The organism is Paenibacillus tyrphae (genome assembly GCF_024158745.1).
In the GTDB taxonomy this organism is placed as follows: Bacteria; Bacillota; Bacilli; order Paenibacillales; family NBRC-103111; genus Paenibacillus_G; species Paenibacillus_G tyrfis_A.
The window spans coordinates 17,778-31,170 of the sequence record NZ_JAMZAW010000020.1; the positions used below are offsets into that span (position 1 = coordinate 17,778).

Here is a 13,393-nt window from a genome sequence, read left to right on the forward strand (position 1 = left end):
ACCGCTTCTACTTAAAAATGGCAGGGGGGAGTTAATGTTATGAATCGGCATCAATTGCCGCTGCAGCCGCCGCCGATCAAAGGCTTCTTGCGCTGGGCGTATACGTTATCGATTACGCACAATTACGAGGAGACGCTGCCTTGGTACTATACCAATTTCATCCAAATGTCGTGCACAAAACATTTTCTGGAGAAACGGCGGACGTTTTTTTTCGATTTTTACCGGGGCAAGCCGAACGAGTTGAATTTCAGCAATCCGTTTCTGCTGACCTGCGCCGTCAATTATGAGCTGTTGTCGGGCTATCGGCCGGATGAGCTTCTCGAGTTTATGATCGGGCGCATAAAGCAAGGCTACTATGCGATCGTCTTCATCGACGAATCGAAAATTACGGCCAGCCCTGCCTATGATGGAGATGCTTTTCCCCATCATCTGATGCTCTCCGGATACGACTTGAAGGAACGAACATTCGATGTGTCGATGTTCGACTTCAATCAGGTGTACCGGACGATCAAAATCCCGTTCGAGGAATTTATTAGCGCCTGCGAATCGATGAGGCGGCTTATCGAAAGCGGACTTGAAGCGGATCACCATACGTTTTTTTACCGGTTCAACGGGGAGCATCCTTTTGCATTCGATCCGGTGGCGGTCGCGGATCAGCTGCGCGATTATTTGAACAGCGAGACTCATTTGAACCGGATCAACTATAACCCGGACGGCGAAGTATTCGGTCTGGAGACATACGAGTATCTCCAGCTGTATTTCAAGGCCGCTGCGGAGCGGCATCCCTCGTTGGTGTGGCCCAATGCCATAAGGCATCTGCATTTGCTCTGGGAGCACAAAAAGGTGATGGCGGACCGAATCCGGTACTTTACGCAGCAAGGCATCATCGAGCGGGACGACGAGCTGCAGCAGTCGTTCGAAGAGCTCGCGAACAAGTCCAAGCTGCTGCGTGACCAGCTGGCCATCGCGGAAATGAAAGGCGATGACCGCATTTATGCGAAGATGCCCGCCAAGCTGGAGGCGATTAAGGAAAAAGAGCCTGAGCTGCTGGAGCGGCTGTTGAAGCGCGTGGAGGCGGGCCAGCCGGTAGGAACATAGCCAGAAAAAGGAAACAGCTGCTTGCGGGCGGCTGTTTTTTCATGCGCCGGTTTGAAGCTTTAAAATACATTTTCATGGTTGAACCGATCGCCGCTTCGACCTATACTATATCGTAACGATATGTCGATACGATATAAAAAGAGGAGGTTCACGATGTACGACTTGTTCGTTTTAGGGGAGTTGATGATAGGAGACACTCACGGCTATCAGCTTCAAGAAAGACTGAAGCGCGCCGTTGGTCCGGTCCGGCAGATCAGCTCGGGAACGCTGTATCCGCTCCTTTCCCGGTTGGTGGAGCATGGGTGGATCAGCCTCCGGCTTGAGGAGCAGGAGGGCGGGAGAGCGCGAAAAATTTACAAGCTGACGGAGGCCGGAAGAGAACGTTTTTTTGAACTGATGGACAGCCCGCTGGATTACACGGCGGAGACGGAGCTGATGTTTCATTTTAAGATGTCCAATTTTCCATTTGTCACAAAAGAAGTCCGACTGGCGTCTTTAGAACAGTACCTGAATTACCTTCAGCACAACTTGAAATATGTCGATTCCGTAGCCCGCATGATCTCCAGCAAGAAGATGGACGAGCGGAAACGTGCGCAAGTGCTGCGAATGCTCGATCACCGGAAGCATGTCGGGCTGGCGGATGCGGAGTGGGTATCGAAGGAACTGGAGCGCTTGAAAGCAGCCGAGGAGTAGACGGCATCATGCATGTAGCTTAGAATTTGACAACATCAAGGAGGAAACAAAAGATGGAACGACTATGGACCAAGCCGTTCATTCAGCTGACGGCAGGCATGCTGTTTCTGTTCACGGGCTTTTATTTGCTGCTGCCAACGATGCCGCTGTTCATCAAGCAATTAGGCGGCAGCGAGTCGCAGGTCGGATTTGTCGTCGGGGTATTCACGTTGTCTGCGGTTATTTTTCGCCCGATTGTAGGAGGCTTGCTCGACCGGTACGGCCGCAGGCCGTTTATCGTCTGGGGACTGCTGCTCTTCGTCGTGGCGATGTATTTGTACAGCTGGGCAGGCGGTATCGTCGTTTTGCTTGCGCTGCGGATCGTGCACGGCATGAGCTGGGCGCTGTCTACAACGGCCGTCGGGACGGCCATTACGGATGTGATTCCGCCAGCCCGGCGCGGGGAAGGGATGGGCTGGTACGGGATGGCAATGACCGTAGCTATGGCTATCGGTCCGATGCTTGGCATATGGATGCTGCAAAAGCTTTCGTTCCACGGTCTGTTCCTGTACGCTACCGGCTTTGCGGCTATGGCTCTGCTTCTGGCTCTTGGAACCAAAATGCCGTTTCAGCCGAAAGCGGTCACCGGGCGCATTCAATTGGTGGAAAAGTCGGTATTGTCCGTGACGGTGGCGATTTTCTTTCTGGCCGTTCCTTATGGAGGCATTACGACCTTCTTGCCGCTTTTCGCCGAATCAATCAAGGTGAATCCGGGTACTTTTTTTCTGGTCTACGCCGTGGCGCTGACGCTGATTCGCCCCATCGCCGGTAAGCTCTCCGACCGGTACGGCGAGTCGTTTATCATTATCCCGGCGCTTGGGACGACGATGGCGGCGCTGCTCGTATTGAGCTTCGCCAGCGGGCTGACCGGCGTGATCGTCGCGGCCGTATTGTACGGGATCGGATTCGGTTCCGCGCAGCCGGCGCTGCAAGCGGCGACCCTGCGTCTGGCGCCAGCGGACCGCAAAGGGGTGGCCAACGCTTCGTTCTTTACCGCGTTTGACCTGGGCATCGGGCTTGGGGCGATCGCCCTCGGTTGGGTTTCCCAGCATACGGGGTACCAGGCCTTGTTTACGGTTAGCGCCGTATCGGTGGCGGTTTCGTTGATCCTGTTTGCCGTCTTCGTAAGACAGCTGCTGCGCGCCGAGGTGCCGCAAAATTAATTCCAAACATGGGAAGTGGGGGGAATGGAAATGGATGTAAGTATTTACTTGCAGCGTATCGAAGTGGCAGAGCCCGTTCAACAGACCTTGGAAAGCTTGACGCAGCTGCAGAAGCGGCACGTGACCCGAATTCCTTTTGAAAATTTGGATATTCTGCGCGGCATTCCGATCGCGCTTCAGACGGGCGATCTCTTCGAGAAACTTGTCAACCGGCGGAGGGGAGGCGTCTGCTATGAGTTAAACGGACTGTTCAGCGAGCTGCTGCGCCGGACCGGATTCGAGACCCATATGGTTGCCGCAACCGTCTATCGTGGAGAAGGCCAATGGGGGACGGAAGGCTCACATGCGACCAATCTCGTTCGTTTGGAGGGGCGTCCCTATTTGGTGGACGTCGGCTTTGGCGGCAATTCCCCGCGACGTCCTGTCCCCATAACCGGGGAGGAGATTCAGGACGCGGACGGCTTTTACCGGATCAGACCGTACCCTGAGCTGCAGAACAGTTATGTTTTAGAGAAAAAGGAGGATCGGGACTGGACCATCTTGTACAGGTTTGATCTGGAGCCTAAGCAGCTCGAAGATTTTGCCGAGGTATGCGACGTGACGCAATACGCCCCGGAATCGCCGTTCAACAAAGTTTATTTCTTGATGAAAGTGACGGAGGAAGGCCGGATGACGCTGTTTGATCATTCCTTGACCGTGGTCGACGGCCCGAATAAAACGAAAGAGACCATCGAAGCCGGCCGCATCGATGACATTTTGGACCGGTTTCTCGCTACCTAAGTCCGGCGCACCGTTGCAGCCGTTCCCGAGCATGACATATAATAACGACAGACTTACGAGAACAAGGCAGAGGAGCGTACATACGTATGAACAAATCGATTCCATTGCATAAACACGGATTTTCCGCCAGCCGGATCGTGCTCGGCTGCATGGGGCTTGGCGGAAGCTGGGACCGGGAGCCGTATACGGCGGAGCATGTCAAGCAGGCGCACGAAGCGGTGGAGGCGGCGCTCTCCGCGGGCATCAATATGTTCGATCACGCAAATATTTACACCAAAGGCAAGGCCGAGCAAGTGTTCGGTCAAGTGTTGAAGGAGCGTCCCGACCTGCGAGAGCGGATCATGATTCAATCGAAATGCGGCATCCGCTTCGAGGAAGAGGGAGTTCCGGGGCGGTACGATTTCTCGAAGGAGCACATTGAAGCGAGTGTCGACGGGATTTTAAGCCGGCTCGGCATCGACACACTGGATATTTTGCTGCTGCACCGGCCCGATCCGCTGATGGAACCGGAAGAGGTGGCGGAAGCGTTCCGGCGGCTGCACGAAAAAGGCAAAGTGAAAGCGTTCGGAGTCTCGAACATGAGTGCGGCGCAAATCCGCTTCCTGCAGTCCGCGATCCGGCAGCCGCTGATCGCGAATCAGCTGGAAATGAGCCTGCTCAAGCTGGACTGGCTGGATGCTGGCGTGCATCTGAACCAGCCGCAGGGCACCGGCGTCTCGTTCCCGGAAGGGACGATGGAATTTTGCCAGATGGAGCATATCCAGATCCAGGCATGGAGCCCGCTCGCACGGGGCCTGTTCACGGGCGGCGACTTGTCCGGACAGCCTGAATCCGTTCGGGCCACCGCAGCCTTGGTCAGCCGTATGGCCGAGCAGAAGGACGTATCGCCCGAAGCGATCGTGCTGGCATTTCTGCTGCGCCATCCCGCAGGGATCCAGCCGGTGATCGGCACCGTGCGTCCCGACCGCATCCGGGCTTGCGGCGAAGCGGAGCGGGTGACGCTGACGCGGGAAGAGTGGTACACGCTCTATGTCACCTCCCGGGGCCGCAGCATGCCTTAAGCTCCTCGTTCTGAGGGAAACCCGGCTTTCAATTGCCGGTGAACGCTGACTCGTTTCGTGTTAAGGTCAATATGAACATGTTCAGAAAGTGTGAGATGAACCTGTGACAACGGATAGGGTGCAATCCATCTATTATAACCATGCGTCTGATGCATTACGACGTGAGATTGCTATCATTTTACATCGGGTTTGGCCGGATGTTTGTCCAATGCCGGGTGCAACGATTCCGGAAGCTCACGATAAAGAACATCATGCACGCTCATTTTATTCCTGCATCGATGGAAAGCTGGTCAGCTATGCAGGTGTGGTGCATAAGACGATTAAGCACGATGGACAAACATTCAATATTGCCGGACTTAGCTGCGTGGCTACAGATCCCGAGTATCATGGTCAAGGGTTAGGTTTACGTACAGTCGCTGCCGCCACTCAATGGATTGAAAAACAAAGCGACATCGATTTTGGCATATTCACTTGTAAACCATCTTTATCTTATTTCTATAATCGTGCTGGCGCTTGGCCTATTGTGCCAGATGTGGTACTCATTGGCAGTCGGGATGAGGGTGCTTTATCTAGCGAGTCCTTGGACGTTGTCGTTTTGATGCGTCTGTTTTCAGAGAAAGCTAAAGCGAATGAATCACAATTGCGTCATACCACGATTAATCTTGATTTTCCAGTTGGCCAGTTTCTATAGTAGCAAGCAAGAAAGCCATGCTATAAAGAACCCGGACCCAACCGGAGAAGAGCTGAACAAGTGTAGAGCCAGCGCAAAAACGGCCCGAGGCGCATTATGCTGCCTTCGGGCCGTTTTTATTGCCAATCAGCGTATGTGGCGGGATATACCGTTGTACCGACGGGTGCCGCGCTTCCAACGCAGACGTATGAGCGTTTCGATAAAGATAAGATTCGGAATCCAGCACAGCCAAGCTACGATTTGATAGGCCGGAACAAAGCTGCCATGATTGAGCGCGATCAGCAGCGGGAGCCATAGTCTAAGCGTCACGGCTGCGAACGTGAGCGCAAAGCTCCGCAGCATCCATTCCTTGTGCGCCTGAACGTCGTTGATCGATATTTTATGGACCGCCATAAACGTGGCAGCGATCCACAGCACGTCGAGCAAGAAAAAGCCGAGTCCCGAGACCCATCCGCCCGTTGCATGCCAAGCCAGAAAAAGATTGACGAGACCGCTTATCGTAATGGAAAGCACATAAACATAGCCAAGCAGCAGGTGGCGGCGGCGCCGCTTCATGCCCGAAGGCTTCAGGAACAGCTGGATCGGACCGATTACCAGCGCGAGCAAAGCCGTAGCGATATGGATATACAGAAAATAAATCCACGGCTCCAGGTGAAAATCGGGACTTCTCAGCTTTTTCTTGATGAAATCGGTGGTCAGAGGATTGTTCAAGCCGTACTGATAGACGGCATAAGCTCCAATCGCCAACGCCAAGACGATCACAAGCGCTCTTACGCTGCTCTTGCCCATCAGAAATACCTCCTCATTAGACGATTGATCCGTCTCCTTCCGCTTGCCCCACGTTTACATGTTCTCCGTGCTGCTGTCCAGAGAGCGCTTCGCCGCTTTGGCATCCGGCGCCACTTTGTTCGTTCCCATGACAACGTCCATGACCGGGTTGGATACGCCGTACCATGCGTGCTCATCCAAATAGTGATGCAGCAAATGCTTCTTTTTCAACCATTTGCCCCAAGGCGTGAGAGGCACGATAGGGCGGTGGGAAACAAAATGCTTCCATTGGTAGTACATCTGGCAGAGAACCGTCCCGAAGACGACCGACAAAGCCAGATGAAGCTCTCCCGTCAGTGCCCAAAAAAGCAGCAGCAGCAAGGGATACGTAACGACCTCGTACCAGACGGAACCGAACAAATACCGGTCGTCGTTCGGATGCTGATGATGCGCCACGTGCCCTTCATAAGCCTTCGGAAGCAGGGCGGGGAGTTCATGCATGATATACCGATGCACGACGTATTCAATCAGTCCGAACAGCACGATTCCGCCCGCAATGGCGAGCCATGTCAGCGAAGAACCGTAAGTGATACCTACCCCCGTTCCGCTCAGCACAATCAGGATCATCAGGAACACGATTAACCGGAATTGCAAAAACTCTAGAACATACTTCAATCGTCATACACCTCATCCGTCGAAAGCGCCTTTTGAAAGCGAGCCCGCATAAAAGGCATCTCTTTGTAGTATATATACAAACCTTTAGACGGCCCCGGACGGAGAAGCCCTTCAAATCGGATACAAATTCATGGAAAAAAGGGGAAGACGTATTTTCGATTAAACGGGAGAGGGGATGGAGAAAGGATAGAGATGGCCGTTCAGGCAAAAGGAGGTTTTCCCGGTCTCCTCGGATACGACGATGATTAACGCATCGGTCCGCTCCGACAGTCCGATGGCGGCGCGGTGACGGGTTCCCAGCTTTTGATTGGGGAAGGTGCGTTCGGTCAGAGGGAGGATGTTGGCGGCCGAGACGATCTGATTGGAGCGTATAAATACGGCCCCGTCATGCAGCGGGCTGCCCGGAACGAAGATGGACTCCAGTAAGGAACTGGTAATTTCTGCGGACAGAAGGATCCCGGGGGTGATCCACGAATCGATGCTGTCTTCCCGCTGGATGACGATAAGGGCACCTTGACGTTTGAGACTCAGATGGTTCACCGAACGGGAAATCTCTTTATACTTGCTCGTATAGGGCGACAGAAAGCAGTTCAAATAATAGGTCGAAGCAAGCGCTCCCGTCTTGGAGAACCACTTGGAAATGTGTTCGATCTCGTTAAGCAGGCACGTATTGACCTCGTCCAGGCTGGAGACGACTTGTCCGATGCTGTGAAGGATATCGGTTAATTGTTCCTTGAGATCCTTTTTTAAAGGAGAAAAGTCACATTCCAAATGCTCCATCTGCGAATCCCATCCTTTCCATGGTTTAGCTTAACCGATCCAAAAAGCGATTATTCGAGGCTTGTTCTTGCGAGGAGGAGGGATAGGAAACAACAACGAAAAAAAGCAGCCCCGAAGTCATCCGGGAATGACTTGCGGGACTGCCCATCGTATTATTTCTGGTTCGTATCCGCGTAAACGGCCATCGCATCGCGCATAAATTTCGCCAAGCCGTCTCCGAAGCGGTCGATGTTTTTAGTAAAACGCTCATCATCGACATACATTTGCCCCAAGCATTTGAAGGCTTCGAGCGAGTAAGAGCCCATTTGGTTCAATAGATCGTACCATTCTTTAATGGCCGCCTGCGCCTCCGCGGAATCCGGCGAGCCGCTGCGAAGTTCGGCAAGCTTGGCGTAGATCCCATTCATCGTTTGGGCCATCGCTTCCTGTTCGTCTTTCGACATGGAGCCGACTTTGGCGTTGGCCTTGTCGACCGCTTCATCGCCCCAGCGTTCGCGGGCTTCTTGTTCATAAGGATTACGGCTAAAGTCAAAGCCTTCGAATTTTTCTTTCGTCGTCATCTGAATTTCTCCTCTCGTATGTCGCATCGTTTTATCGATCGTGGCTATCATTTTGTCGAGTTTGCTGCGTTTGTCGAGCAGCATGTTCCGGTGCAGCTCCAGCGCTTCCAGACGGTCAAAGGAAGGGCTGTGAATGATTTCTTTGATTTTCGTTAAAGGGAAGTCAAGTTCTCTGAAAAATAAGATCTGCTGCAGCATTTCGAGATTTTCGTCGGAGTACAAGCGATAACCGGCTTCCGTCGTCCCATCCGGGGTCAACAGCCCAATCGCATCGTAATGATGAAGTGTGCGCACACTGATGCCGACTAAATCCGCAACCTCTTTTACCTTCACCGAAATCTTGCGACCTCCTTTCAACAATCACTATAGAGTATAACGTAACGTTAGAGTCAACAACAAAATCCAACCCTTAAAAAAAAAACACTTCCGATGAGAGAAGTGTCTTTGTGGCGACCCGCTTCCTATATCAAATTACCTGTACATGTTCCGGGACATTCTTTCCATCCGTTGATCCTGCTTGCGCTCGTGAACGACCAGACAGGCATGAATGGCGCCAGGCAGCCAGAAGAAGAGCGTCAGAATGAAGTTAAGAAGGGCCTGTATCGGTTTTCCGCAAAATAGAACGGCGACAGGAGGGAGCAGTATAGCTAGAAGATACATCCGAAAAACCTCCTTTAGGTTAGTTATACTTTTATACGAGATTAGGTATGAAAAGTTTCCGGAAAGCGACAGTGCAATTTTTGCACGGAACGGACGACAATAGTTGTTCTGTTTATGGCGCAAAGGCTAATTGTATAATAAGAGCGTCAGATAACATACTAGATTTGAAAGATAGACTGACGGAAGGGGGGATGGGCGATTCTGGACCAAAGGCGCGCCGGCATGCTCGCCATGCTGCAGGAAACCGGAGATTACGTGTCCGTCCGCGAAATCATGAAGAAATTCGATATCTCCAAGCGGACGGTCTACTACGATCTGCAAGCCGTCAACGAGTGGCTCTCGGGCCACGAACTCGCTCCTGTCGAATATGTTCGCGGCCGGGGGTACCTGCTGCCGGAGGAAAGCCGCTCCCGCATCCCTTCCATGGCGCATGAAGTTGAGAAGGACGATTATTACTTGTCCCCGCGGGAACGGAAAGCCTGGGTGGCGATTCAGTTGCTCACCCGCAGGGAACCGCTGTTTATGCAAGAGATCACGGACTTTTTATTGGTCAGCCGCGGAACCGGGTTGAACGAGCTGAAGCAGGTGAAGAAAGAGCTTGCCGCTTTTCAGCTTGAGGTCGTGTTCGATAAAAAGAACGGTTACAGCGTCGAAGGGAGAGAGGCCGACCAGCGCAAGGCGTTGTCGTACTATATGTCCCAAGTGCTCCATCACGTCAGCTGGAAAAGCTTCGTCTCGCAGTTCCAAGGGCTGGTCAATGCCAACGTGGTTCACCGCAAGCTTCCGTTCTTCCAAGAGGAACAGCTCGCGGAAGTGTACGAGCTCGTCACCCGCTGCGAGAAAACGCTCGGGCTGGAATTCACCGACGATATGGTGTTTAGTCTCACCACCAGATTGCTCGTTTACGCGAACCGGCTTCAGCAGGGACACCGCATTACACTCGACGCCGACGAAAAAGAGGCCTTGAAGCAAACGCCGGAATACGCGGGGGCCGTCCAACTGGCGGTTGAGCTCGGACGAATGTTTGACCTCGAATTTCCGGAAGATGAGATCTGTTACTTGGCCCTCCAACTGTTGGGGGCGCGGGTGAATCGGGCCAGCGGCGGGGAGGTGTTGGCCGATCCTGGCAAGGATGGCGACGCCGACGAAACCGTCCTGCTGTTAAAGCGGTTGATCCGGCAGATGATCGATTTGTTCGAGCGGCATGCATGCATTTTTTTTCAGCACCGCGACGAGCTGGAGCAGCGGCTGCTGATCCATTTGAAGCCGGCCTATTACCGGATCAAATTCGGGCTGGAGATCGACAATCCGCTCGCGGAAGCGATGAAATCGAAATACGGGGAAATATTCGAGATTTCCAGAAAATGCGTAAAACCACTAGAAGAGCATTTGGGGAAACCGGTCGACGACAATGAGGTTGCCTACTTGGCGATGCATTTCGGAGGCTGGATGCGCCGGGAAAACGCCATGCCCGTCCGGCGAAAAAAAGCAGCAATCGTATGCGTCAACGGCATTTCTGCCGCGCGCATGCTAAGAATCCAGCTGGAGCAGCTGTTTCCGGCACTGGATATCGAAGCCATCATGTCGCTTCGGGATTATGAATCGTTTCCGGCGGAATCGGTAGATCTGCTGTTCTCGACCGTTCCTCTGCAGGATAGCCCGGCGCCGGCGTTTACGGTGCATCCCATTTTATCGGATGCCGATAAAGCGCACCTGCTTCATCAGGTGAACCGGGTATCGGGGCAGATGGATGCGCCGCAGGGCCGCTCCGCGCAGGCGATTCTGGAGATGGTGCGGAAGTACGCCCGGATCTCGGACGAAGAAGGCCTGCTGCGGGAGCTCCAGCGCTACTTGTCCGCCGGACGCTCTCCGGGGCCGGAAGAAGAGAAGCCATCGCTCGCCGGCTTGCTGCCGCCGGAGCACTTGGTGTTACGGAATGAGGCGGCCGATTGGAAGGCCTCCATTGAGCTGGCAGCCGAGCCGCTGCTGCGCAGAGGCTTCATCGAACAGCGGTACGTGAAAGCAATGATCGCCAAAGTCGACAGCTACGGACCGTATATCGTCGTCAGTCCGGGGGTGGCTATCGCTCACGCGAAGCCGGAGGAGGGTGTCCTGCGGCTCGGCATGAGTCTGCTGAAGCTGGAGCGCGCCGTCCCGTTCGGCCCGGAGGCCCGTCATCAGATCCGGCTCGTGCTGGTGCTCGCCAGCGCGGACGGCGAATCGCATTTGCGGGCGCTATCCCAGCTGACGATGCTGCTGCGGGAGGAAGAAGTGAAGGATATCCTTCTCGAGGCACTGAAGCACACGTCATAGCAAGGAATTGTAGCAGGGAGGAGAGAAACGGATGAAATTTTTGGAAAGGGAACTGATCGATCTCGAGGTGGAGGTGCAATCGGCGGAGGAAGCGATTCGGGCCGCAGGCTCGCTGCTCGTCAGCGGGGGAGCAGCCGACGCCTCCTACGTCGAGGCGATGGTGCAGGCGTACCGCGACAAGGGGCCGTACTTTGTGCTCGCCCCGCACATTGCCTTGCCGCACGCGAAAGCCGAGGACGGCGTCCATGAGGCGTCCGTCGCTTTCGTCCGGTTGAAACAGCCGGTCGTGTTCGGCCATCAAACGAACGATCCGGTGGATCTGGTTTTCGCGCTCGGTTCGGCCTCCAATGCCGACCATATCGCCTTGCTGCGCAGGCTGACGCTGATTTTGAACGACCCGAACCATGTACAGTGTTTCAGGGAAGCCAGAAGCCCGGAAGACATCGAAAACATTATCTTAAGGAGGAACGAAGCATGAAAATTTTATGCGTATGCGGTTTAGGTCAAGGAACGAGTCTTATTTTGCGGATGAACGTGGAAAGCGTGCTGAGGGAATTGGGGGTAAGCGCCGATGTGGAGCATACGGACGTTTCTTCGGCCTCCGGCATGGCCGCCGATCATATCATCACCAGCAACGAGCTGGCGCAAAGCCTGCAGGGGCACTCTGCCAATATCGTCATTGTGAACAACTATTTCGATCTGAACGAAATTAAAGAGAAGTTGAAAGACACCATCTAATCCTTAAAGGGGGATTTTACATGGAAGTCATTTTTTGGATTGCGACCAACGTCTTCGGTACGCCTGCCATTTTGCTCGGTTTCATCGTACTGGCCGGTCTCCTGCTTCAGAAAAAGACGACAAGCCAGGTGATCAGCGGGACGTTCAAGGCCGTTATCGGCTTCCTTATCATCGGGGCGGGAGCGGGCGTTATCGTCAATGCGCTCAACGTGTTCGAGCCGATGTGGAAGGAAGTGTTCGGGCTGCAAGCCGAATCGCTCGGCCAATTTATGGGGCAGCAGACGTTCAACTCCAAATTCGGAAGCGCGGTCACGCTGGCGATGTTCATCGGCTTTTTGATCAACGTCCTGCTCGCGCGGTTTACGAAGTTTAAATTCATTTACTTGACCGGTCACATGATGTTCTGGACATCGACCGTATTCGCAGGCATCGTGGTCCATTCGGCAGGCAACGTTTCTTTCGGCAAGCTGGTCTTGTTCTTATCCATTATTCTCGGTCTGTATTGGACGCTGCAACCTGCGCTCACCCAGCCGTTCGTCCGCAAAATTACGGGCAACGACAACATCGCCCTCGGGCATACGTCGGCATCGGTTGCGCTGCTTGGCGCGCTGCTCGGCAAGTGGTTCGGGAACAAAGAGAACGACGCGGAAAAAATCAAAGTGCCGAAGGGCTTCGAGTTTCTGCGCGACTCCAACGTCATTACGGCGCTCAGCATGGGGCTGCTGTTCCTGATCGGCGCGATCGTCGTCGTCATGAAAGATACGCCGGGCGCGAAAGAGCTGGTCGCCAAAGCGGGCGAGCAGAACTTCATCATCTACGCGATGCTTCAATCGCTCACGTTTGCCGGCGGGATTGCAATCGTTCTCATGGGCGTGCGCATGTTCATTGGCGAGCTGGTACCGGCGTTTAACGGGATCGCCACCAAGATCGTTCCCGGCGCGAAGCCTGCGCTCGATTGCCCGGTTGCGTTCCCTTATGCGCCGAACGCCGTTATTCTCGGGTTTATGGGAGCCTTTGTCGGGGCTCTGATCTGGCTCATCGTTCTCGGCAACACGGTCGCTTACATCTTCGTGCCGACGATGATCGTGCTGTTCTTCCACGGCGCTACGGCAGGCGTCTTCGGGAACGCGACCGGGGGAGCGCGCGGTGCGGTGCTCGCCGGCTTTGTCACCGCAACCGTCGTCGCTTGGGGCCAGTACGCGATGGTCAAATTTTTCATCGCTTCGACGATTCCGGATACGGCCATGTGGGCGGCAGACTCCGACATGTTTATTATCGGACCGATCATCAGCCTGCTTGCGAAGCTGCTGTTTTAACCAAAATCGCCATTCGGCCCCGGCCGGTTCGCCCGCCGCGGCGCGATAAGGAGGTCAC

The 13,393-nt window shown here is 54.2% G+C and carries 15 protein-coding genes; 10 read left to right on the forward strand and 5 right to left on the reverse strand.

Annotated elements, in window-relative coordinates; all coding sequences use genetic code 11:
- Positions 1-39 precede the first annotated feature (39 nt).
- The 6 genes from NI000_RS26170 (at position 40) to NI000_RS26195 (ending at position 5,525) form a co-directional block, all read left to right on the forward strand.
- A complete protein-coding gene (locus NI000_RS26170; protein WP_253414314.1) occupies positions 40-1,098 on the forward strand; it encodes a hypothetical protein in 1,059 nt (352 codons plus the stop codon).
- Positions 1,099-1,251: 153 nt separating this feature from the next.
- A complete protein-coding gene (locus NI000_RS26175) occupies positions 1,252-1,791 on the forward strand; it encodes a PadR family transcriptional regulator (protein WP_253414315.1) in 540 nt (179 codons plus the stop codon).
- Between the two features lie 53 nt (positions 1,792-1,844).
- Positions 1,845-2,993 carry an MFS transporter gene (locus tag NI000_RS26180; protein ID WP_253414316.1) on the forward strand — a complete coding sequence of 383 codons (1,149 nt, stop codon included), beginning with the start codon at positions 1,845-1,847 and terminating at the stop codon, positions 2,991-2,993.
- A 30-nt stretch (positions 2,994-3,023) separates the two neighbouring features.
- Entirely contained in the window at positions 3,024-3,773 is a 750-nt protein-coding gene (locus NI000_RS26185; protein WP_253414317.1) for an arylamine N-acetyltransferase family protein, read from the forward strand.
- Between the two features lie 86 nt (positions 3,774-3,859).
- Positions 3,860-4,834 (forward strand): aldo/keto reductase, encoded by a 975-nt coding sequence (locus NI000_RS26190; protein WP_253414318.1) that lies wholly within the window; start codon positions 3,860-3,862, stop codon positions 4,832-4,834.
- A 103-nt stretch (positions 4,835-4,937) separates the two neighbouring features.
- Positions 4,938-5,525 carry a GNAT family N-acetyltransferase gene (locus NI000_RS26195; RefSeq protein ID WP_253414319.1) on the forward strand — a complete coding sequence of 196 codons (588 nt, stop codon included), beginning with the start codon at positions 4,938-4,940 and terminating at the stop codon, positions 5,523-5,525.
- 126 nt (positions 5,526-5,651) lie between these two features.
- Here NI000_RS26195 and NI000_RS26200 read toward each other — a convergent pair whose 3' ends face one another.
- From NI000_RS26200 to NI000_RS26220, 5 genes are all read right to left on the reverse strand, one after another.
- Complete coding sequence (locus NI000_RS26200; RefSeq protein WP_253414320.1) at positions 5,652-6,314, reverse strand: DUF2306 domain-containing protein; 663 nt, start codon at positions 6,312-6,314, stop codon at positions 5,652-5,654.
- A 54-nt stretch (positions 6,315-6,368) separates the two neighbouring features.
- Complete coding sequence (locus NI000_RS26205; RefSeq protein WP_253414321.1) at positions 6,369-6,968, reverse strand: sterol desaturase family protein; 600 nt, start codon at positions 6,966-6,968, stop codon at positions 6,369-6,371.
- A 159-nt stretch (positions 6,969-7,127) separates the two neighbouring features.
- Entirely contained in the window at positions 7,128-7,748 is a 621-nt protein-coding gene (gene cdaS / locus NI000_RS26210) for a sporulation-specific diadenylate cyclase CdaS (RefSeq protein WP_253414322.1), read from the reverse strand.
- Positions 7,749-7,900: 152 nt separating this feature from the next.
- The gene (locus tag NI000_RS26215; protein ID WP_253414389.1) at positions 7,901-8,647 is read right to left on the reverse strand and encodes a MerR family transcriptional regulator; all 747 of its coding nucleotides are present in this window, start codon (positions 8,645-8,647) and stop codon (positions 7,901-7,903) included.
- Between the two features lie 132 nt (positions 8,648-8,779).
- On the reverse strand, positions 8,780-8,968 hold the full coding sequence (locus NI000_RS26220) for a YqaE/Pmp3 family membrane protein (RefSeq protein ID WP_010500852.1): 189 nt from the start codon (positions 8,966-8,968) through the stop codon (positions 8,780-8,782).
- Between the two features lie 222 nt (positions 8,969-9,190).
- On the opposite strand from NI000_RS26220, the gene NI000_RS26225 reads away from it, so the two are divergent.
- The 4 genes from NI000_RS26225 to NI000_RS26240 are packed head-to-tail and all read left to right on the forward strand — an operon-like array spanning position 9,191 to position 13,335.
- A complete protein-coding gene (locus NI000_RS26225) occupies positions 9,191-11,281 on the forward strand; it encodes a BglG family transcription antiterminator (protein ID WP_253414323.1) in 2,091 nt (696 codons plus the stop codon).
- A 31-nt stretch (positions 11,282-11,312) separates the two neighbouring features.
- Positions 11,313-11,759, forward strand: a complete 447-nt coding sequence (locus NI000_RS26230; RefSeq protein WP_253414324.1) for a PTS sugar transporter subunit IIA — start codon at positions 11,313-11,315, stop codon at positions 11,757-11,759.
- Positions 11,756-12,019 carry a PTS sugar transporter subunit IIB gene (locus NI000_RS26235; protein WP_253414325.1) on the forward strand — a complete coding sequence of 88 codons (264 nt, stop codon included), beginning with the start codon at positions 11,756-11,758 and terminating at the stop codon, positions 12,017-12,019. The genes NI000_RS26230 and NI000_RS26235 overlap by 4 nt, the downstream gene beginning before the upstream one ends.
- A 20-nt stretch (positions 12,020-12,039) precedes the next feature.
- A complete protein-coding gene (locus tag NI000_RS26240; protein WP_253414326.1) occupies positions 12,040-13,335 on the forward strand; it encodes a PTS ascorbate transporter subunit IIC in 1,296 nt (431 codons plus the stop codon).
- The last annotated feature ends 58 nt before the right edge of the window (positions 13,336-13,393 follow it).

What these genes read in the sequence shown, in the direction of transcription:
- NI000_RS26175 (WP_253414315.1), top strand. Translation starts at nt 1,252, where the DNA reads ATGTACGACTTGTTCGTTTTAGGGGAGTTGATGATAGGAGACACTCAC.
- NI000_RS26200 (WP_253414320.1), bottom strand. Translation starts at nt 6,314, where the DNA reads ATGGGCAAGAGCAGCGTAAGAGCGCTTGTGATCGTCTTGGCGTTGGCG.
- NI000_RS26190 (WP_253414318.1), top strand. Translation starts at nt 3,860, where the DNA reads ATGAACAAATCGATTCCATTGCATAAACACGGATTTTCCGCCAGCCGG.
- NI000_RS26225 (WP_253414323.1), top strand. Translation starts at nt 9,191, where the DNA reads ATGCTCGCCATGCTGCAGGAAACCGGAGATTACGTGTCCGTCCGCGAA.
- NI000_RS26230 (WP_253414324.1), top strand. Translation starts at nt 11,313, where the DNA reads ATGAAATTTTTGGAAAGGGAACTGATCGATCTCGAGGTGGAGGTGCAA.
- NI000_RS26180 (WP_253414316.1), top strand. Translation starts at nt 1,845, where the DNA reads ATGGAACGACTATGGACCAAGCCGTTCATTCAGCTGACGGCAGGCATG.
- NI000_RS26185 (WP_253414317.1), top strand. Translation starts at nt 3,024, where the DNA reads ATGGATGTAAGTATTTACTTGCAGCGTATCGAAGTGGCAGAGCCCGTT.
- NI000_RS26240 (WP_253414326.1), top strand. Translation starts at nt 12,040, where the DNA reads ATGGAAGTCATTTTTTGGATTGCGACCAACGTCTTCGGTACGCCTGCC.
- cdaS (WP_253414322.1), bottom strand. Translation starts at nt 7,748, where the DNA reads ATGGAGCATTTGGAATGTGACTTTTCTCCTTTAAAAAAGGATCTCAAG.
- NI000_RS26220 (WP_010500852.1), bottom strand. Translation starts at nt 8,968, where the DNA reads ATGTATCTTCTAGCTATACTGCTCCCTCCTGTCGCCGTTCTATTTTGC.
- NI000_RS26170 (WP_253414314.1), top strand. Translation starts at nt 40, where the DNA reads ATGAATCGGCATCAATTGCCGCTGCAGCCGCCGCCGATCAAAGGCTTC.
- NI000_RS26235 (WP_253414325.1), top strand. Translation starts at nt 11,756, where the DNA reads ATGAAAATTTTATGCGTATGCGGTTTAGGTCAAGGAACGAGTCTTATT.